Below are 18,495 nucleotides of genomic sequence, written 5' to 3'. Positions count from 1 at the left end.
CCCCCCGTCGTCCCCGTCGCCCTCGCCCCGATGATTATGGTGCCCCCGACGAAGAAGTGGCCACCGTTGACTATCAACCCATTGATGGCGCTGCCTTTGGGGAGGATCAAGATTGGGATGATCCGGCCCCCGACAATCCAGAAATGCCAGAAGGCGATCGCCCCAACAACCCCGTCAATTTCGACTACTAATTGCCCGAATTTTCTGCCCATTAACGAACGTGCTTAGGCAAACCCCTCGCTTTCTCTGGTTGTTGATGATATTGGTGGGATTGGGAGGCTGCTCCTTTGGCAACACCCCCTTAACCCCGGTCTCCCTCAATAGCCGCTTCCATGATGAACAGCCTGCGTTGAGTGGGGATGGTCGCTGGTTGGCTCTAATTTCTAATCGCCATGGCACCAGTGAACTGCTTTTTTATGACTTAAACCAAAAGCAGTTTGTGGAATTGCCGAATCTCAATCAAAAAAATGCAATTTATGAAAGCCCTAGCCTAAGCCGTACCGGGCGTTACCTTGTTTATCTTTCTAGTCCCCTGGGGAAGCCGGATATTATCCTCTACGATCGGGCGACCAAGCAGTCTGATATTTTGACCCAGGGCTACCGTCATTGGGTGCGCAACCCCCAAATTAGCCCCGATGGCCGCTATGTGGTGTTTGAATCAGCTCGGCGGGGCCAGTGGGACATTGAGGTTTTAGACCGTGGCCCGAATATTGAATTTGATTTACCCCAGGAAGTGATTGTAAATCCGTCAGGTTAACCGCGCCGCTGTAGGTAAGTTGGCGATTGCTTCAGCGGAAAATGTTGAGCCCCATTGCTGTGGGCAATTGTTAACAATGTGAGAAAAAGTCGTCTTGCTCTACCTTGACAGATGAGTAGATCGGAGTATCATGTCATATATCTTAACTTTTATTGACTGTGCGCTCCCTAACCGCCCCACCATGACAGCTAGGGAAGTAAAAATCCGCACCAACGCCATTCGGGCGATCGCCTTTTGCAGCAGAAATAGTATTGAATAATGATTAACCCATCGATTTTGAGTCTCGGAGTTGCTGCTTGTGCAACTTGTTTGAGTGTCACCACAAAGGAAGAAATTGTCAAAGTTGCTACGGGATGTGTGGCTATCCTCGCCGGATTTCTGGCCTTGTGTTACGCCCCCTGGGTCGTTAAGGTACTCGTCATTGCATTACCAATCATCATCGAGCGCCTCAAAGCCCGTTCTTCTGATCTTTGAATTTCTGTTCGACTTTCTGACTATTGTGCTATTGTTGCGCTGTCGTGACAGAACGAGTCCGGTGGTGCCGACTTAACTGTTGGTCAAACCAAGAAAGAATTCTTTGCCATGCCCACCAGGGGTCACTGTCTCCCCAATGATTTTGACATTGGCGATCACTAATGTAACCCACATGGCCCCCAAACTTTGTAATTTGGGTATTTAGGTGAGTATTCCGTTGATCGACATAGCGGAGATCTTCAACAAGATCCGGCGCAAAGAGGGGATCATCCGCTGCATACAAAATAAAAGTCGGCCTGTGTAAATCCTGGAGAAAATAAAGGGGGCTACTGGCCTCGTAATAAGCTTGGGTTGTGGTGAAACCCAGCTTGGGAATCACGAGATACTGATCAAACTCTCGGATTGTCGTCGCCTTTTCAATGGTTTCAGTCTGGAAAGCGTGGGGATGGTAGCTTTGTAACTGCCAAGCCAGCTTCTGTAGATTTTTGGCGATCGCCTGCTCAAAATAGCATTTGAACGGATGTTTTTCGAGATAACTGAGGGAACGGTGGGATTCTAAACTGGGACAAATGACAGCACCCGCAAGAATATCTTCTGGTTGCAACCCTAAAGCCTTTAAATCCAATTCCTGGGCTTTTTTTAATCCCCACAAAGCTAATTGTCCCCCCAGAGAATAACCAGCAAAGAAAAAAGGCGACTTTAACCCCAGTTGTTGTTTGCCCTGGGCCGCTAGACGCACAAAATCTTCGCCTTCAAGGAGGCCGTCACTGGTCAAATCAGGGGAGAGGGCTGCTGTTTTACCATGGGCACGCCAATCGAACAATAAAACACCATAGCCTGCCTGGAAAGCCTTATGAGCGAGAATTTCTAGAAACCATTGGTCTTCTAAACTGCCGGTAATGCCATAGGTAGCAACGATCGTTCCTTTTGAATTACTGGGTTGCGCATATTGGCAAAAAATAGGCGTTTGATTCGCCCCCGTCAGGATCACCTCCCGATACTTTAAAGGAGATGTTTTTGGTTGACTGTGCCACTGTTTCGCAGCACCAAAGGCCGCATAGATTGTCATGGCAATGCCAGACCGTAACCAGAGGGGCGGTTGATAAAACATAAAACTACATCTTGCTATTATTTTTTAGTCGCTTTCTTGGCCAATTGCTTGGCTTTTTTTGCTGCTTTTTTCGCCGCTTCTTGCTCTGCTTTTAGACGTCGTCGTGCTGCTTCTTTTTCTTGTTCGATTTTTTCAAGATAGTAATGATAATCGCCGTTGTAAACAATAAATTCTCCGTCGCGAATTTCGACAATTTTATTGGCGACTTGGGAAATAAAGAAACGGTCGTGGGAGACAATCGCCACGGTGCCGTCATATTCCTTGAGGGCGTTTTCCAACATTTCCTTCGCTGGAATATCAAGGTGATTGGTCGGCTCATCGAGGATTAGAAAATTTGCGGGCCGCAGCAACATTTTTGCCAGGGCTAACCGGGCTTTTTCACCACCACTAAGGGCACCTACTTTTTTGAAAACGGTGTCGCCACTAAAGAGGAATTGCCCTAGGAGCGTCCGGACTTCGCCATTTTTCCAATCGGGTACTTCATCGTGGATCGTATCCATTACCGTTTTTTCAAGGTCGAGAGCTTCAGCTTGGTTCTGCTCAAAATAACCGGGAATGATGTTGTGGGTGCCAATTTTAACATTGCCTTCGTCGTAGCTTTCCATGCCCATGATCATGCGCAGGGTTGTGGACTTGCCGCAGCCATTTGGCCCTAGAAAAGCAATGCGATCGCCGCGTTCGATGGCCAGATTCGCACCGAGAAACAGAATTTTGTCGTCGTAGGTGTGGGTCAAATCCTGAATTGTCACCACCTCCTGGCCGCCCCGGGGCGCTGGGGGAAACTGGAACTTGAGGGTGCGCACATCACTAATGGGTGCTTCGATGCGTTCGACCTTATCTAATAGTTTTTCGCGACTTTTTGCCTGGGTGCTGCGGGTGGCACTCGCCCGGAATTTTTCAATGAATTCCTGTTGTTTGGCCAAGTCTTTTTGTTGGCGCTCAAAGGCAGATTGCTGGGCGTCTTTATTTTCTGCTTTTTGTTGCAAATACTGGGAATAGTTACCGAGGTAGGTGGTCGAAATTCCCCGCTCTGTTTCAACGATTTTCGTACAAAGGCGGTCTAGAAATTCTCGGTCATGGGAAATAATCACCATCGGCGTCTTTAAACCCCGGAGATAATTTTCCAACCATTCAATGGTTTCTAGATCTAGATGGTTGGTCGGCTCGTCTAGGAGGAGAATATCTGGTTCCTGAAGGAGAATTTTGCCCAAACTGATCCGCATCTGCCAGCCGCCACTAAAGGAACTCACCAGGCGATCGCCATCTTCGATCTCAAAGCCCACTTCCGGGAGAATTTTTTCAATTTGGGACTCTAAACGATAACCATCAAGGGCTTCAAATTTTCGTTGGGCCCGGTCAAGCTGGTGGATCAGATCATCTAGATCGGCATCCGGCTCGGCCATTTCATGCTGAATGCGGTGGATTTCATCCTGCACAGCGTTGGCTTCTGTGAAGACTGTCCATAGTTCTTCGCGCACAGTGCGCGTCGGCACCACGTCAAATTCTTGGGTCAAATGGGCAATGCGCAGATCTGCCGGACGAATAATTTCGCCATCCGTCGGCTCCACTTCCCCCATAATGATCTTCATCTGGGTAGATTTTCCCGCACCGTTGACCCCCACAAGGCCAACCCGTTCACCCGTTTTCACTTCCCAGTTAATATCCTTGAGAACTTCGCCGGTGGGATAAATTTTGCGGATGTGCTCAAGTCTTAACATCGGGAAAAACTCCTGGTTGGGATTAGCATCAGTCTATAACAAATTGTAAACTTTTTTCGTTCACTCCTTTGCCATGACCCGTAGTAGCCTCTCCCTGGACGCCCCTTTATATGATTACCTCCTCCGCATTTCCCTCAAAGAGCATCCCGTCCTCAAAGAATTACGGGAAATCACGGCCCAACACCCAGCAGCCCGGATGCAGATCGCTCCGGAACAGGGTCAGTTGATGGCCTGGCTCGTGCAACTGCTGGGGGCGCAGAAAACCTTAGATATCGGCGTTTTTACGGGTTACAGTGCTCTCGTTGTCGCCTTAGCGCTGCCGAAAAATGGAAAAGTCATTGCTTGCGATCGCGACCCAAGGCCAACGGCGATCGCCCAAACCTATTGGGAAAAAGCAGGGGTCGCCGAAAAAATTGAACTCCACCTTGCCCCAGCCCTCGAAACGTTGGATTCTCTGCTAGCGGAAGGGCAAGTGGGCACCTTTGATTTTGCCTTCATTGATGCGGACAAAGGCAACTACCTAAACTATTTCGAGCGGTCTCTCAAATTACTGCGGGTCGGCGGTGTCATTGCCGTTGATAATGTGTTGTGGTCGGGACGCGTGGCCGATCCAGCGGATCAAGACAAACGTACGGAAAAAATTCGCGCTTTCAATGAAGCTTTGTACAACGACCCACGCATTAGTTTGACGGTATTGCCTGTGGCCGATGGTCTGACCCTCGCCCGCAAACTTTAGAAAAATCTGGCCTAAAGTACTTCGTCAAAGCCCGCCGCTTTTTTAACGGTGTAGAGGGGGCGTTGTTTCACCTCGTCGTAAATGCGGCCAATGTATTCACCGAGAATGCCAAGACAAATAAGTTGCACAGCTCCCAAAAAGAAAATGGCAATGGTGATCAGAGTGTAGCCAATTAACTGGGCCGGGGCATTGTAGATCCGCCAAAATAACACCAAAATCATCATGGCGATCGCCACCAGGGCTGTCACCAAACCCAAATAAGTGGCAATCTTTAAGGGTTTACGGGACAGGGAAATAATCCCATCAATGGCGAGCTTCAGGGATTTACGAAAGGTGTACTTTACTTCCCCGGCAAAACGTGGCTCCCGGTTGAACTGCACCGCCGTTTGCGGAAACCCCACCCAGGCCCGGAGGCCGCGAATGTAGCGGTGTTTTTCGGGCATGCTGTTGAGAATATCCACTACTTGACGGGACATCAAACAGAAATCCCCCGTATCCGTGGGAATGGAAACATCGGTAAATTGATTTAAAATCCGGTAAAAGCCATAGGCCATGAGCTTCTTAAACCAGCTTTCTCTGGCTCGATTCACCCGCTGGGCATAGACCACATGGTAGCCCGCCCGCCATTTTTCAATTAATTGAGGAAGCAATTCGGGGGGATCCTGGAGATCGGCGTCCATGATAATGACCGCCTCCCCTTGGGCATATTGCAAACCAGCTGTAACCGCGATTTGATGGCCGAAATTTCTCGCCAAACTTAAGTAGTGGACCCTGGGATCCCTTTGGTGTAATTCGTCCAAAATGGCGAGGGAACGATCCTGGCTGCCATCGTCGATTAAAACCAACTCTGCGGGGCCATCTAACCCTTCAATAACCTGGACAACACGCCGATACATTTCCAGAAGATTCGCTTCTTCGTTGTACACCGGGATGATGATGGAGTAAGTAATCATCGAAAGAAGGAGGGGGCAGGTTGAGAAAATAGTTCTAGAGAATTTTGCCGAGGTGGTTCAGGGGCCAAAATTTAAAAATGGCATGGCCAATAACATTATCGGCAGGGACAAAGCCCCAGATATGGGAATCATTGCTGTTGTTGCGATTATCACCAAGGACAAAAAAACTGTGGGGCGGCACCGTTAGGGTCGGCAATTCATAGTCAGGCGACGCAGCAATGAAGGGTTCCGTTAAGGGCGCTTGGTCAACATACACGGTGCCATTGTGAACGGATACAGTTTCACCGGGGGTGGCAATAATTCTTTTGATAAACGCTTGTTGGGGATCGTAACCGAGGAGTTCTAGTTGGGGGGGCGTCCGGAAAACCACCACATCACCCCGATGCACGGGCTGGAATCGATAGGATAGTTTTTCGACAACAATGCGATCGCCTAAATCGAGGGTCGGCAGCATCGAACCGGAGGGGATATACCGGGGTTCCGCGATAAACCAGCGCACCACCAAGGCGATCGCCAGGGCAATGACTAGAATGCGAATATTTTCCCAGAGGGCAGCCCATGGTTTCGGTTGTTGATTTGTGCTGAGGTGTTCGCCCTGATCGCCCATGGGTCTCCGTGAAATTTGATACGACGGCTCTATATTGTGGCACGTTCGCTTCGTTTCAGTACAGTTCCCCACAGCCAAAACAGGAAACGGCGCAGGGATGCGGGCGCTTGGGTTCCCCAGAGATTAATCGCGACACAAACTGCCCCAAAAGCAGGGAGGAGGAAGGTGGGCACCATTACAACGCCGACCAGGAACCACGTGCTGACATGGAGCACCATCAGGGTTACGCCCCCATAAACGGCGATCGCATTTTTTTGGATCAAATTGGGGGAAGCCTGGCGCACCACGTACACCAAGGTCAAAAAACTCAAAATCAGGTTAAAGGGAACCAAACCGCCACAGATGGCAAGACAATGGCACCGGGAAAATTCACACAACTGCTCAAAAACGCTACTCAATTCGAACACGGCAATATTCAAAGGCTCTTAAAAAAAAGATGATGTTATTGATCTGAGCCTAACGAATTCTTAGGAACTTTTACCTAACGTTTTATGAAGTCTCCGCCCTTAAAAACCTTACCCATTGGCGATTGCCCCGCAACCCCAGCCCTAGAAATATTTCACATTGCGCTCAAAATTTTCCCCAAGGTAATACTGCCGCACAAGGGGGTTGCTATAAAGCTCTTCTGTCGTTCCCGCCGCAAGAATTTCCCCGTCCCGCATGATGTAAGCACGGTCAGTAATCGCAAGGGTTTCGCGGACGTTGTGGTCAGTGATCAAAATTCCCATGCCCCGTTCCCGCAGTTGGGCCACAATTTGTTGAATTTCAGCGACGGCAATGGGATCAACCCCAGCAAAGGGTTCATCAAGTAGGAGAAACTTCGGCCCTTGACCGCCGACGGCTAAGGCGCGGGCCAGTTCGGTACGCCGTCGTTCGCCCCCTGACACCAGACGACCGCGGGTATTCACAATGCGGTGCAGCCGAAATTCGCTCACCAGTTCCTTGAGGCGATGTTGCTGTTGGCGGTGGGACAAAGGGGACTGTTCGAGAACCAGTTGAATATTTTCCTTGACCGTCAAATTCCGAAAAATGCTGGGTTGCTGGGTGAGATAGCCAATGCCCAATTTGGCCCGCTCATCTAGACTTAGGGGCGTAATGTTCTGCCGTTGGAGCCAGACGCGCCCTTCATTGGGTTTAATCAGACCCGTTGTAATGTAAAAGGTAGTGGTTTTCCCAGCACCATTTGGCCCCAGGAGGCCGACAATTTCCCCTTGATTTACTTTTAAATTGACACGGTTAACAATGACGCGTTTGCCATAGGTTTTACGGATGTTTTCGAGAACGATGGTCACGGTTTATTCGTCTTCGGGGAGAGTAATGGGTGCAGGGGTGCGGGATTGACTTGTCGGGGGCTGTTCGGGAATGAGATAGCTGGCTTCTACTTGTTCGCTGCGGCCTGGGGTGGCGACAAAACGTCCTTCGTCAATAGAATAGGTCATTTGTTCTGCCCGGAGACTATTGCCATCCTGGAGGACATAGACGTTGCCACTGAGCACTAGTGTACGTTCTTCTGAAAAATATTGGGCCTGGGCAGCAGTAGCCTGGAGATTGCGGGCGGGATAATTGATCCGCACATTGCCCCGGGCCGTGATAATCCCCGTTTCGGTATTCGCCTCTTGGATATCAGAACGCACCGTGAGGGCATTGGCATTTTGGGCTTGGGCGGCCTGCTGGGGGGGAAGCTGACTGACCGTGGCGGCGATCGCCAAGGAGAGTCCCCCAAATCCATAAATCATTCGATTACCAAAGCCCTTGACCGTCATAATTGTTGTACCTGCTAAAAAGACTATGCGCGCTGGGTGCGGCTATTTACCCTAAAGACGCAACGATGGCCGATTGAGTTGCGGAATTATCTTCCTATAGTAAGCCTGGGATTTCCCTTTTCAACAAAAATTCTCCTAGGTTTGGAGACGCATCACCCGGAGGCGATCGCCTGCTGGGATTTCACCAGTCCCCTGGGGGACAATGGCGAGGGCATTGGTTTGGGCAAGATTCACTAAATTCGCAGAACTGTGGCCGCCCCCAGCTAAATGAAAAAGATAATCTGTCGCGGTGGTTACTAAGGTTCCCCATAGGTAAGCATCCCGCTTTCCGGCGCCCTTGAGGGGCTGATCACAGGTGGCCCAGACAAATTCTGGTGCCCAAGGCCCAGCATCGCCGGACAACTTTTTCAACGCAGGTTGCACGAACCGCCAACAACCCACCAGGGCCGATACCGGATTGCCAGGTAAACCAAAATAGAGTTTATTTCCAGGAAATTTCGCTACTGTCAGGGGTTTACCGGGACGAATCGCCACACTACGGATGAAAATTTCGCCCCCTAATTCTTCGAGGAGTTTTTCGACATAGTCAAACTCGCCCACGGAAACGCCCCCCGTCGAGAGGATCAGATCTCCGGCGGCGATCGCCTCTTTCATGGTTGCTTTCAGTTGGGCTGGATCATCGGGGACAATGCCAAAATTTTTCGGAATCGCCCGTTTCCCCTGGACAAAGGCCGTCAAACCATACCGATTAGAATCAACAATCTGGCCAACCTTTAAATTTTCCTGGGGCGATCGCAGCTCATCCCCCGTGGAAAAAATTGCGACCCTCGGTTGCCGATAGACCGGAAATTCCACACATTGACAGGCCGCGAGCACAGCCAAATCTGCTGCGCCCAACCGTTGCCCTGGTTGTAGGAGGGGTTCCCCGGCGCGATAATAGTCACCCCGCTGGCGTACAAACTGCCGCAAAGAGGGATTCTGTAAAATTTTGACCCGATCGCCCCGTTGTTCTGTGTGCTCTTGCATCACCACCGTATCCGCTCCGGTTGGTAACATTGCCCCGGTGAAAATGCGCGCGGCTTGACCAGATGCTAGGGATTTTTGGGGCGCTTGACCCGCCGGAATCGTTTCAATAATTTCTAGTTCAACGGGCTGATTTGTCAGGTCTGCAAACCGGATCGCATAGCCATCCATGGCGGAGTTATCCCAATGGGGAATATCTAATTTTCCGGTCGCCGTCGTCGCTAAAATTCGTCCCAGGGCCGTTTCTAGGGTGCTGGGTTCGGTTTCACTAAGGGGGGCGATCGCCTGGAGAATTAAAGCTTGGGCTTGATCAACGGAAATCATACTTCGTCACACGTTTTGACACTCAATATAGTAGGTCAGTTTGCCAAACAAGTTAGTCTGGCCCTGGGCTGCCACCTTGGGGCTGGCGATTCTCTTCGTAATAGCGTTTCCATTCTGTGGAACTGCGCACCGCTAACCACAGCAAAATCATCGCGATAATGCCGCCCTGTTCCGGCGATTGAAAAGCAAACAGCACCAGCACCACACATAAAAAATCTTCCGTAAAAGACCACCACAGGGGCAGACCCCGCAACCGGAAAAACCAGCCTGTCAAAGTCAGCTTCAGCACAAAAGCGACCAGCCCCCCCATTACCCCCACCAGCCAGAGCGGTTCAAATTCTAAACGGATCACCTGGGCCACGGTCAGGCTTAAAATGGCCCCCACAATCGGACTAAATAATAAGGCGATCGCCTGGAGAATGCGTTGACCCAGGAGTTGCTTCGAGCCAAACAGCTCAAACACGGCCCACATCGTAAAAATAGCGATCAAAACCCGGGGCGGCAACCAACCGATCCCAGGCAAATTTGCCACCAATTCATCACTGTGGAGCAGCAAAATAATCAGCAACGGTAAACCGATGCGCATTCCCGCCGCCGCCGCTGCTGACAATACCGCCAAAAATCCGATGATCATGTCTGCATAAAAAATTCTGTGCCACAATCCCGTGGACAGAAGACCTTACCCTTCAGTGTATCGTTCCATTTTTAGGGATGGCCTTTTTTCCAATCCCGAATGATTTCACATCAGCAGATGTAACGATTTCCCCGTGATTCATGTTCCCGACCTCACAAGCCAAAGTCACCGTGATTTAATACCCCTTATTCGGCTTAAACCATGAACCATGACGGTAAATTCTCTCCTGAGCGATGCTAGCCTACGCCTCGAAAAAGCGCTCCATCACGTCAACATCTCTGAAGATGCCAGCGAACGCTTGAAATATCCCAAAATGAGCCTGAGCGTTTCTATTCCCGTGCGCCTCGATGATGGTTCTTTGAAAATCTTCCGGGGGTATCGGGTGCGGTATGACGACACTAGGGGGCCGGGGAAAGGGGGCGTGCGGTATCATCCCAACGTTTCCTTAGACGAAGTACAATCCCTGGCCTTTTGGATGACCTTTAAATGTGCCTTGCTAGATCTGCCCTTTGGGGGAGCCAAGGGGGGCATTACCGTTGATGCCAAAAGCCTTTCTAAAGCCGAACTAGAACGTTTGAGCCGGGGTTACATCGAGGCGATCGCCGATGCCATTGGCCCCGACACAGACATTTTGGCACCAGATGCCTATACCAATGCCATGGTGATGGGTTGGATGATGGATCATTACAGCATTATTCAACGGAAAATTCTGCCGGGGGTCGTAACGGGCAAGCCCTTGGGCATGGGGGGAAGCCAAGGACGCAATACCGCGACGGCCAGTGGTGCCTTTGATGTGATTAAAACCATCTGCAAGAAACTAGAATATGTCCCCGAAAAAACCACCGTTGCGGTGCAAGGGTTTGGCAATGCCGGAGCAGAACTGGCCCAACAACTAGCCTGCGCTGGCTACCGTGTTGTCGCCGTTAGTGATTCCCGTGGGGGGATCTATGCAGAACAGGGCTTAGATATTCCGAGCATCCGCCAGTACAAGTCAGAAAGTCGGAATATGGCTGCTGTTTATTGTGAAAAATCCGTTTGCAATATTGTTGAACACCAAACGATCACCAATGAACAACTCTTGACCTTAGATGTTGATATTTTGATTCCGGCAGCCCTGGAAAATCAAATTACGGCGGACAATGCCCATCAAGTGCAAGCCCAATTAATTTTTGAAGTGGCCAACGGCCCCATTAGCTCGGCTGCGGATGTCATCCTAGAAGAGAAGGGAATTATGGTGGTGCCCGATATTCTCACCAATGCTGGGGGGGTCACGGTGAGTTATTTTGAGTGGGTGCAAAATCGCAGTGGCTTTTATTGGCCAGCGACGGACATTCGCGATCAGCTGAAGACACGTATGGTTACAGCCACAAACCAGGTGTGGCACATTGCCCAAACGCGACAGATTTCGATGCGGACTGCGGCCTATGTCCAGGCTCTGATGCGCCTCGGTGAGGCCCTAGATGCGAAGGGGACACGCACTTATTTTTCAGGCAGTTCGGCCTAGGGGAAAATTCTTTCGATTTACGCCCTAGAGACGGCAAAATCAGCAGGGTTCAACCAACGGCAGATCTCTGTTTTCAGTCCCTTTAGATCCTTTGATAGGCCTTGTTTTAACCATTGGCCAAAGGTATCGAGGGGAGAAAAGCCTTCGGTAAATTGCCAGTCTAGATCTTGACCTAAGGGAGTGAGGTGATTCCCCGTGAGGTTGAGGGTGGCCACCATATTGGGGAAGCGCTCGATGAGGATGGGGGTTAGATCTGGGGTTTGGTCAATGGTGTCGTTGTTGAACTGAATCAGGAGATTGCGCCGGATCTGGTAGCTGGTTTGGATGATTTCATTGGTCTCAAGAGGAGAAGGGGTAAATTCAAAATTAATCGTGTTATCCGGGTCAAACTGCTCGAAGAAAGGAATAGATTTTTTCACGGGAAAGTTGTTGTAGGACATCAAAACATTGCCTGCCCGTTGCACATTGAATAAGCTGCCAATCAACAGGTGAATTTTGCAGCCCATGCTGTGGCCCACACCATAGACAGGGAGGTAACGGTAGCCCAGTTGGTTTGAGTTTTGCAGTCGTTCGAGGATATTTTCAAAGCGGTTAAGCACCTGCCGGGCGATCGCCAAATGATCAAAACCATTCACAAAAGGAGTGGTGATAATCGCATATCCTTCGGCGGCAAGCTGTTCTAGGAGCCATTTGTAGGTGAGTTGCGGCGCAGTGCCCACAAAAGCCCCCCCCAAAAAATGAATCACCCCCACCGGTTGTACTGGGATTAAAATCCAACTGCCGCCAGACTCTTGCCAAATCATTATTTGCCGTTTGTTGCTTACTAAAAGTGGCTTTTATTGTAAAAGTTTTTCGGGGTTGGTGTGGCTCATCAGGTACAGGTCAGCTTTAGAAATGCCCGCCGCCGCCAACTGTTCTAAAAATCGCTGGTAGCCGTCAATGGGCGATGGATCAAGGGCCCGTCCGAGGTCGGTGCTCAGGACAAAGTGGGTTGCGCCGATGGTTTGGATCGCCTTCGCCATTGTTTCAATGCTCACATTCTCCCAGGCTTGGTGGTCGGCTTCGGTGGCATTTTCCCCCATCAATGTATTCACGTAGGTTAATTCTAAAAAAGCCCCTTGGTCGGCGATCGCCTGCATTTGTGCGAGGGTTAATCCTGGTACGGTGGCCATGGCATGGGTTACGAGGATTTTTTCAACGCCCAATTGTTTCGCCGCAGGGACAACGGTGAGAATTTCTGCTGGGGAAATGTGGCCCGTGCCTAAAACCAGATTATGGGCGGCAATGTACTGCAAAATGTCCGGCATTTCTGGCACCAGATGGCCATAGCGAGCGACTCGCAATCCCCCAAAGCGGTGGTTTAGGGTCTGACGATGGTGGGCCGCATCAATGGTGGGTAGCCAAACGACTTTTCCCCGTCCTTCTCCCAGGCGATCCATGGTTTCCACGGCCCGGAGATTTAAGCCGCCCACCGTTTCATTGAGCACAACGCCGCCATATACTTCCATGTCCGGCACAACTTTATGGGCCAACACCGCCCGATCCGCCGTTGGGGTGACGTGGTTTTTGAGCACAAGGGCTTGCATCCCTGCCTGGGCTGCGTTTTCAACCAATTCGAGGTCGTCGTATAACCTAGCCGTGACATCCGGAGCAGAATGGACATGGAAATCGATGCTGCCTTTAAAATCTGTGGCGATCGCCCCCAGCATCCCAACCCCCCAAATCCAGAGGCCCAAACCGATCCCGACTAACAGCCGCAACAGGAAAGGATTTTTAAGGAAATAAAGGGGACGTTCCATGGCAGAGAATGGCAGCTTTTGCGCTAGCGAATACGGTTTAAGGATTCCTTTCGTTTACGGAAGCGAGGATATCAACGTATGATATGTTACGTTAATTAAAATATCCTCATAAAACCAATTGCATCCGTTGGTTTTGTGTTCACAGGAGACCTATAAATATGCTTACCCTTAAGATTGCTGTTTACATCACAGTCATTTTCTTTGTATCTCTGTTTATCTTCGGTTTTCTATCTAGCGACCCAACCCGCAACCCCGGTAGAAAGGATTTCGAATAAAGTATTCTGGGCTGTTTATCGCAGCAAACTTGATTTACAGCATCAAAAATGGTGGGGAGCTGTCCTAGGGCAACCCCACTTTTTCATGGGGATGGGTTTTAGATTCGCTACATTGAAAAGAAAGGCCATTGAGTCCCCCGCAACTGTCCCCTAAATGTCACCATGCTAAGACGACCTGCTTTGCCCATAACCGCCGTTGTTTTGCTCCTGACAACGCCCCTCTCGATGGCACTGCCACCCCCAGAGGATCTCCCGGAGGAGGTGTTGCGCACAGAAATGATTACCGAAGGGCGATCGCCCATTGATGGAGAACCCGTCACTGCCCAAGAATACGCCGAAATCCAACAGGAACAGGCGGAACGAAATCTTCCCCCCACCGTCAATGCAGACATCCAGCACACCATTTTTCTTCTCCGGTTGCGGAAACTGCTGCAAACAATTTCTCCCTTTTAAACTGTGTCGGCACACGGAACTATAAATTTTTGTTGACTGATGGCCGGATAGGGGATGGGAGAGGCAAAAGTCCGGTGCTAAAATGCTGGCAATTCTGAGCTTTCCCCCAGGGGAAAACCCAGGCCCATTGTTTGTTTTGGTGATGAGGATCAGATGAATATTCGCGCAGGTCTCACGGCGTTGGGGGTGAGTATGGCTACCCTAGGGCCCATTAGCTTTGCACCCATAGCCCAAGCTAATAGCGGTTTGTTTGGCACCCAGGATTTGACTCCTGGAGATGTGGTGGCGATCGCCGTCCCCCTTGCTGGTGGTGAAGCCTATAATCTTGTGATCCTTGAACAACTTGATCAAAACCGGGCCTGTTGGCGAGAACAGGGAGGCTCTCCCACGGTCATTGATCCGCTACTGTTGCAATTTGACTTTACGGGGATTTGTGGCCGCAGCACCGATTCCAACGGCTATTCCCTGCGCCTAGGGGAGCAAGATATGGCTTGGCGCTATCGCCTCCAGCTGGTTTCGGAAAGGGGAGCGGTTGTCCTCAAGGCTTTTGATGTGGAAAATCCGGAGCGATCGCCCATCGAAGTGGGAGATACGGGGGGGCTGGCCCAGGGAATGCTGAAGATTAATCTCAATCCGGGTTGGCGCATGGCGAAACGCACCTACGAAGGAAAAACCCTGGATCACATTTACCTCGCCAATGAACGCCCCCGCGACCAATTGATTGCTGCCGCTCCCCGACAGGAATGGGTTGCAACTGCGCCCACCACCTATACCAGTAGCAAAATCACCGAAAAATCGGTCTCTGGCAGCGAAACAATTCAAATTTTTGTGCCTCCCTACCAAGAAACCACCAGTCGCCCGAACGAAACCCTCGTGGCAGCAATTACAGTTCCTGCGGCCCCTGAACCCATCGTGAGTCTACCGAGCAATCCCAGCAATCCCAACGTTCTCCCTGTCCCCCAACGCTCTATCCCCACCTACAGTTCTAGCAATACCGGGGTCATTCGCCTCGAAGAACCAGGCAAACAACCACCGCCACCGCCCAATAGTGCTTCCCTAGCCCAGAGTTTAGGCTTGCGTTACCGGGTAGTGGTTGATGCCCAAACCCCAGAACAAAAAGAACGGTTAAAGGCTGTTATCCCGGATGCGTTTCATACGTGGGTTGGCGATCGCCGGATGATGCAAGCCGGAGCCTTCGCCGCAGAATTTGAAGCCCAAGATCTGCAAATGCGCTTGCGAGAAACGGGTCTAGCCGTGCAAATTGTCCCTGTGCAGTAAGTGATGGCAAATTTTTCAGAAATCTTTGTGGCGATCGCCGCTGACCCTTGGCAAGAGGTGGTTGACTTTTACCGTGGCCTCCTGAATGACGAACCCGCAAGCTACAGCCAAGATCGTTACGCGGAGTTTCGGATTCTGGGTCTGAAAATCGGCATTTTTCAACCCAGTCCCCAACACCAAGCAGAATTTACCGGAACCTCAGGCGCTTTAAGTTTTTGCCTAGAAGTTGATGATCTCGAAGAGGCGATCGCCACCGTACAAGCCTTAGGGGGAGCGATAAATGGTGAAATCAGCACAGCCTCCCATGGACGCGAATGTTACGCCTACGATCCTGCCCAAAACCGCTTGATTCTGCACCAAAGTAATGCTATTCAACCCAATCCCTAGGGTTGGCTCCCTGCTTCCTGTTCCATTTCTTCTACGGCCTTTTCCGTCCGCTCATGAGGATCTTGAAATCCCTCCCGTGGCAAAATACCCAGGACAAGATTGTTTACGGTTGCCTTTATTTGTTTACTCGCCCCCTTGAGAGGTTCTGGTAAAAAGACATCTCCCACCGCCACAAATGCCAGCAACAGAAAAATAACCAACTTCACCGAATTGCCTGCACTCATGAACTTAACTTTCATTGATCTGTCCTCCCTCGTAAACGGCCACGGAAATATTTCTCTCAATTTTTATACTATGGCAACACCTGGCCCAGTGACATCGGTACTAAATATTGGCTTAAGTCTTGGGCTTGGCACTCCTGGAAAATTTCCTTGCCCAAACCCCAAAGGTGTAAAATATCAACCATGTCCCCTGGCCTGTAATTTGTAGTTTCTACTATTTAACAAATCGAGACGATGAGCGAAGAAACCCCCGACCTAAAACCAGACGAAACCTTACCCAGTCCTTTGCGGTGTTGGTACGGTACTGCCGTTGCTGGTTCCATGTCCTTTGCAGCCTACCTTTTAACAAATAAAGTCATTACGGGCTTTGCTAGTAAACCGCCCACGGGAAATGGTCTGGCTATCCAAATCGGGATTACAGTACGCACCCTCATTATGGGCTTATTTACCATGGCGACCGGGGTATTTGGCCTCATTGCTGTAGGTCTATTTATTTTGGGTCTCCAGTCTCTCTTGAGCGGTAAGCAAACAACTTCTCCTGGTGATTCATAAGAAAAAACCCCAGAATTGCTTCCAGGGTCAGGTCATTATTTTTCAGCATTTTCAGTTAAGCAGCTTCACTCGCCGCCAGCTTCCCTAAAAAGAGAAGGTTGTCCGAATCGTGCCAATAATAATGTCTTCGTTATCCTCATTTTGATTTGGATTAATCAACCAAATCACACCAGGGGTAATGGAAATATTCTTGCTCAACTGATACTTATAAAGCCCTTCAATGTGCAAAGGCATATCATCAGTAAAGCCTCGGGGCGTACTGCCACCAATTTCTAGATTTGTGGCGTAGGGCTCAGAACCAACGATAATTGCTCCCATGTTGCCGGGTTTACCAAGGTCAGGCAATGCCAAAATACCGGCCCAAGTCCAGATATCCGCTTCACCTTCATCGAACTTGGCATCGGTATAGCCGACCCAACCCCGGAGGCTGATTTTATCGGTAACATCCCATTGAACCTGGCCACCAAACGAATTCGTTTCCACATTGTTTACAGCCATGCCCATGCCGGAGTTATTCAGATTATTAGCCCAGCCAGTTCCCGTACCACCATAGGCAAAATCACTACTATCAGTAGCATAGCCGCGAACATAGTTCACCCCAAATTTAAACTTGTCGCTGGGCTTGATTGCCAATTGCGCCATTGCGGAGTAGGTGCCGTTAAATAGTCCTTCTCCTTCGCTCGGATCACTGCCATTTGTTGCAAGATATCCCGCCGAAAGCTGGAAGACATCATTAAAGTCATGTTTAATCCCAATCCCGGTAGTGGAAGTACCAATCCCCAGACGATAAATTGGGTTGCGCTCACCGAAACGAGAGAGGGCACCATTTGAACCACCACCAGCTTCTAGACCTGTATTGAAGGTATCTGCATAGAAGTGGTGAGCACCGAGAATCGCCATCGCCGTGACAGTTGTGCTATCACCAACTGGAAAGGCATAGTGCAGTCGATCAATCGTGACATCATTGTCACGTTCACCATCATAGGAAAAACGTCCTTCTTGAGTTCTAGGGACAAATCCAGATCCCAAAGTATCGTATTGCCCTGTAAATGAAGGGCCAGAATTTCCGGCACTTAAACGTGTATAGAGCCGATCTTTGCCAGTAAAGCTGGTGACTAGCATTAAGCGAACTTTGTCTTGAAAAACGGTTTGGGCATCATCGACACCATCGCCAAAAGCATCAGAAACGTTAAAGGAAACTTCGCCCACTAGCTTGGTCGTCGTTGAGAACTGATAATCTTCGAGGAATTCAACGCGGCCTTCGAGGTCATCAACGCGGGCACCGAGGGTTGCGAGTTCTGCTTCAAATTCATTCACGAGGCGACGTAGCGCAGCAAGATCTTCTGCCGTAACTTCAGAACTGCCACTGGTGATCAGCCGCTCAATTTGCTGTAAGCACGCATTTAAACCAGCGGCAAATTCATAACGACTGAGGGGACGGTTGCCACGATAGGTACCATCGGGATAGCCAACAATACAGTTGTAGTTTTCGACTAAATTTCGCAGCGCATCAAAGGCCCAGTCAGAGGGAGAAACATCGCTGAGCTGGAAAATGCTATTGACTTGAGCGGTAGAACTGTTCGCACTGTACTGATTAATTTGTTCGAGCAATGCTTGATTATCTGTGGCGATCGCCTGGCCGGTCATCGTCACAAAAGCGGTTGCAGCTAAGGATACAGTTTTCAAAGAAGTCATAGTTTGGTGTTTGTCCTCACACCCGAAGCTTTGATTTTGGCAAGGTTAATCAAAGTTGAAGTCGGGGTTAAAAAATGAATGGCTTAGTTTTGCCATGACTTATGGTGGAAGTTTTGTAGTATTTCCTACGAAATCGTGGCGGTGATGCAAATTTAGCGGGTACTACATGGAAGTTCTGGATGTAACCCCCTTGGGGAAGGCTTGTATCCTAGAAAAAGAAAAATATTTTTT

Annotated in this window: 24 protein-coding genes; 11 read left to right on the top strand and 13 right to left on the bottom strand. The window is 50.0% G+C overall.

Annotated elements, in window-relative coordinates; genetic code table 11:
- The 4 genes from AACT35_RS13525 to AACT35_RS13510 all read left to right on the top strand — a co-directional run.
- On the top strand, positions 1 to 191 hold a 191-nt coding region (locus tag AACT35_RS13525), incomplete at its 5' end, for a hypothetical protein (protein WP_339374621.1).
- Between the two features lie 29 nt (positions 192 to 220).
- A complete protein-coding gene (locus AACT35_RS13520) occupies positions 221 to 757 on the top strand; it encodes a TolB family protein (RefSeq protein WP_200870481.1) in 537 nt (178 codons plus the stop codon).
- Between the two features lie 130 nt (positions 758 to 887).
- Entirely contained in the window at positions 888 to 1,016 is a 129-nt protein-coding gene (locus AACT35_RS13515; RefSeq protein WP_255447998.1) for a hypothetical protein, read from the top strand.
- The gene (locus tag AACT35_RS13510) at positions 1,016 to 1,231 is read left to right on the top strand and encodes a hypothetical protein (protein WP_030005987.1); all 216 of its coding nucleotides are present in this window, start codon (positions 1,016 to 1,018) and stop codon (positions 1,229 to 1,231) included. Before AACT35_RS13515 ends, AACT35_RS13510 begins: the two co-directional genes overlap by 1 nt.
- Positions 1,232 to 1,259: 28 nt before the next feature.
- On the opposite strand, the gene AACT35_RS13505 is transcribed toward AACT35_RS13510, so the two are convergent.
- Both AACT35_RS13505 and AACT35_RS13500 read right to left on the bottom strand, forming a co-directional pair.
- Positions 1,260 to 2,342 (bottom strand): YheT family hydrolase, encoded by a 1,083-nt coding sequence (locus AACT35_RS13505; RefSeq protein WP_099238237.1) that lies wholly within the window; start codon positions 2,340 to 2,342, stop codon positions 1,260 to 1,262.
- Between the two features lie 17 nt (positions 2,343 to 2,359).
- Entirely contained in the window at positions 2,360 to 4,060 is a 1,701-nt protein-coding gene (locus AACT35_RS13500) for an ABC-F family ATP-binding cassette domain-containing protein (protein WP_030005989.1), read from the bottom strand.
- 73 nt (positions 4,061 to 4,133) lie between these two features.
- On the opposite strand from AACT35_RS13500, the gene AACT35_RS13495 reads away from it, so the two are divergent.
- Positions 4,134 to 4,796, top strand: coding sequence for a class I SAM-dependent methyltransferase (locus AACT35_RS13495; protein ID WP_099238235.1), 663 nt, complete (start codon positions 4,134 to 4,136; stop codon positions 4,794 to 4,796).
- 11 nt (positions 4,797 to 4,807) lie between these two features.
- Here AACT35_RS13495 and AACT35_RS13490 read toward each other — a convergent pair whose 3' ends face one another.
- From AACT35_RS13490 to AACT35_RS13460, 7 genes are all read right to left on the bottom strand, one after another.
- The gene (locus AACT35_RS13490) at positions 4,808 to 5,749 is read right to left on the bottom strand and encodes a glycosyltransferase family 2 protein (protein WP_062432796.1); all 942 of its coding nucleotides are present in this window, start codon (positions 5,747 to 5,749) and stop codon (positions 4,808 to 4,810) included.
- 34 nt (positions 5,750 to 5,783) lie between these two features.
- A complete protein-coding gene (gene lepB / locus AACT35_RS13485; protein ID WP_062432799.1) occupies positions 5,784 to 6,356 on the bottom strand; it encodes a signal peptidase I in 573 nt (190 codons plus the stop codon).
- A 29-nt stretch (positions 6,357 to 6,385) separates the two neighbouring features.
- Positions 6,386 to 6,775 carry a hypothetical protein gene (locus AACT35_RS13480; protein WP_099238233.1) on the bottom strand — a complete coding sequence of 130 codons (390 nt, stop codon included), beginning with the start codon at positions 6,773 to 6,775 and terminating at the stop codon, positions 6,386 to 6,388.
- Positions 6,776 to 6,904: 129 nt separating this feature from the next.
- Positions 6,905 to 7,648: an LPS export ABC transporter ATP-binding protein gene (gene lptB, locus AACT35_RS13475; RefSeq protein WP_012306398.1), complete on the bottom strand. Its 744-nt coding sequence runs from the start codon at positions 7,646 to 7,648 to the stop codon at positions 6,905 to 6,907.
- Positions 7,649 to 7,651: 3 nt separating this feature from the next.
- A complete protein-coding gene (locus tag AACT35_RS13470; protein WP_012306399.1) occupies positions 7,652 to 8,119 on the bottom strand; it encodes an LptA/OstA family protein in 468 nt (155 codons plus the stop codon).
- Positions 8,120 to 8,254: 135 nt separating this feature from the next.
- The gene (locus tag AACT35_RS13465) at positions 8,255 to 9,466 is read right to left on the bottom strand and encodes a molybdopterin molybdotransferase MoeA (RefSeq protein ID WP_099238231.1); all 1,212 of its coding nucleotides are present in this window, start codon (positions 9,464 to 9,466) and stop codon (positions 8,255 to 8,257) included.
- A gap of 52 nt (positions 9,467 to 9,518) precedes the next feature.
- On the bottom strand, positions 9,519 to 10,100 hold the full coding sequence (locus AACT35_RS13460; protein WP_012306401.1) for a DUF4126 domain-containing protein: 582 nt from the start codon (positions 10,098 to 10,100) through the stop codon (positions 9,519 to 9,521).
- A gap of 208 nt (positions 10,101 to 10,308) precedes the next feature.
- Between AACT35_RS13460 and AACT35_RS13455 the strand changes: the two genes are divergently transcribed.
- Positions 10,309 to 11,604: a Glu/Leu/Phe/Val family dehydrogenase gene (locus AACT35_RS13455; RefSeq protein WP_099238229.1), complete on the top strand. Its 1,296-nt coding sequence runs from the start codon at positions 10,309 to 10,311 to the stop codon at positions 11,602 to 11,604.
- A gap of 17 nt (positions 11,605 to 11,621) precedes the next feature.
- On the opposite strand, the gene AACT35_RS13450 is transcribed toward AACT35_RS13455, so the two are convergent.
- Positions 11,622 to 12,407 (bottom strand): DUF1350 family protein, encoded by a 786-nt coding sequence (locus tag AACT35_RS13450; protein WP_062432810.1) that lies wholly within the window; start codon positions 12,405 to 12,407, stop codon positions 11,622 to 11,624.
- A gap of 33 nt (positions 12,408 to 12,440) precedes the next feature.
- The gene (locus AACT35_RS13445; protein ID WP_216820511.1) at positions 12,441 to 13,403 is read right to left on the bottom strand and encodes a DUF6282 family protein; all 963 of its coding nucleotides are present in this window, start codon (positions 13,401 to 13,403) and stop codon (positions 12,441 to 12,443) included.
- Positions 13,404 to 13,561: 158 nt separating this feature from the next.
- On the opposite strand from AACT35_RS13445, the gene AACT35_RS13440 reads away from it, so the two are divergent.
- The 4 genes from AACT35_RS13440 (at position 13,562) to AACT35_RS13425 (ending at position 15,796) form a co-directional block, all read left to right on the top strand.
- Positions 13,562 to 13,678 (top strand): photosystem II reaction center protein I, encoded by a 117-nt coding sequence (locus AACT35_RS13440; RefSeq protein ID WP_015132356.1) that lies wholly within the window; start codon positions 13,562 to 13,564, stop codon positions 13,676 to 13,678.
- A 162-nt stretch (positions 13,679 to 13,840) separates the two neighbouring features.
- Positions 13,841 to 14,131 (top strand): hypothetical protein, encoded by a 291-nt coding sequence (locus tag AACT35_RS13435; RefSeq protein ID WP_099238227.1) that lies wholly within the window; start codon positions 13,841 to 13,843, stop codon positions 14,129 to 14,131.
- A 153-nt stretch (positions 14,132 to 14,284) separates the two neighbouring features.
- The gene (locus tag AACT35_RS13430) at positions 14,285 to 15,409 is read left to right on the top strand and encodes a DUF3747 domain-containing protein (protein ID WP_099238225.1); all 1,125 of its coding nucleotides are present in this window, start codon (positions 14,285 to 14,287) and stop codon (positions 15,407 to 15,409) included.
- A gap of 3 nt (positions 15,410 to 15,412) precedes the next feature.
- Positions 15,413 to 15,796: a VOC family protein gene (locus AACT35_RS13425; protein ID WP_099238223.1), complete on the top strand. Its 384-nt coding sequence runs from the start codon at positions 15,413 to 15,415 to the stop codon at positions 15,794 to 15,796.
- On the opposite strand, the gene AACT35_RS13420 is transcribed toward AACT35_RS13425, so the two are convergent.
- Positions 15,793 to 16,035 carry a hypothetical protein gene (locus AACT35_RS13420; protein WP_062432821.1) on the bottom strand — a complete coding sequence of 81 codons (243 nt, stop codon included), beginning with the start codon at positions 16,033 to 16,035 and terminating at the stop codon, positions 15,793 to 15,795. The genes AACT35_RS13425 and AACT35_RS13420 overlap by 4 nt on opposite strands.
- A 216-nt stretch (positions 16,036 to 16,251) precedes the next feature.
- Here AACT35_RS13420 and AACT35_RS13415 point away from each other — a divergent pair, with 216 nt between their 5' ends.
- Entirely contained in the window at positions 16,252 to 16,569 is a 318-nt protein-coding gene (locus AACT35_RS13415; RefSeq protein ID WP_099238221.1) for a DUF3082 domain-containing protein, read from the top strand.
- Between the two features lie 84 nt (positions 16,570 to 16,653).
- Here AACT35_RS13415 and AACT35_RS13410 read toward each other — a convergent pair whose 3' ends face one another.
- The gene (locus AACT35_RS13410) at positions 16,654 to 18,264 is read right to left on the bottom strand and encodes an iron uptake porin (RefSeq protein WP_099238219.1); all 1,611 of its coding nucleotides are present in this window, start codon (positions 18,262 to 18,264) and stop codon (positions 16,654 to 16,656) included.
- Positions 18,265 to 18,495: the final 231 nt, after the last annotated feature.

The sequence above is a fragment of the Synechococcus sp. BDU 130192 genome, assembly GCF_963876085.1.
Lineage (GTDB): Bacteria > Cyanobacteriota > Cyanobacteriia > Cyanobacteriales > MRBY01 > MRBY01.
This window is presented reverse-complemented; position numbering and strand designations above follow the sequence as displayed.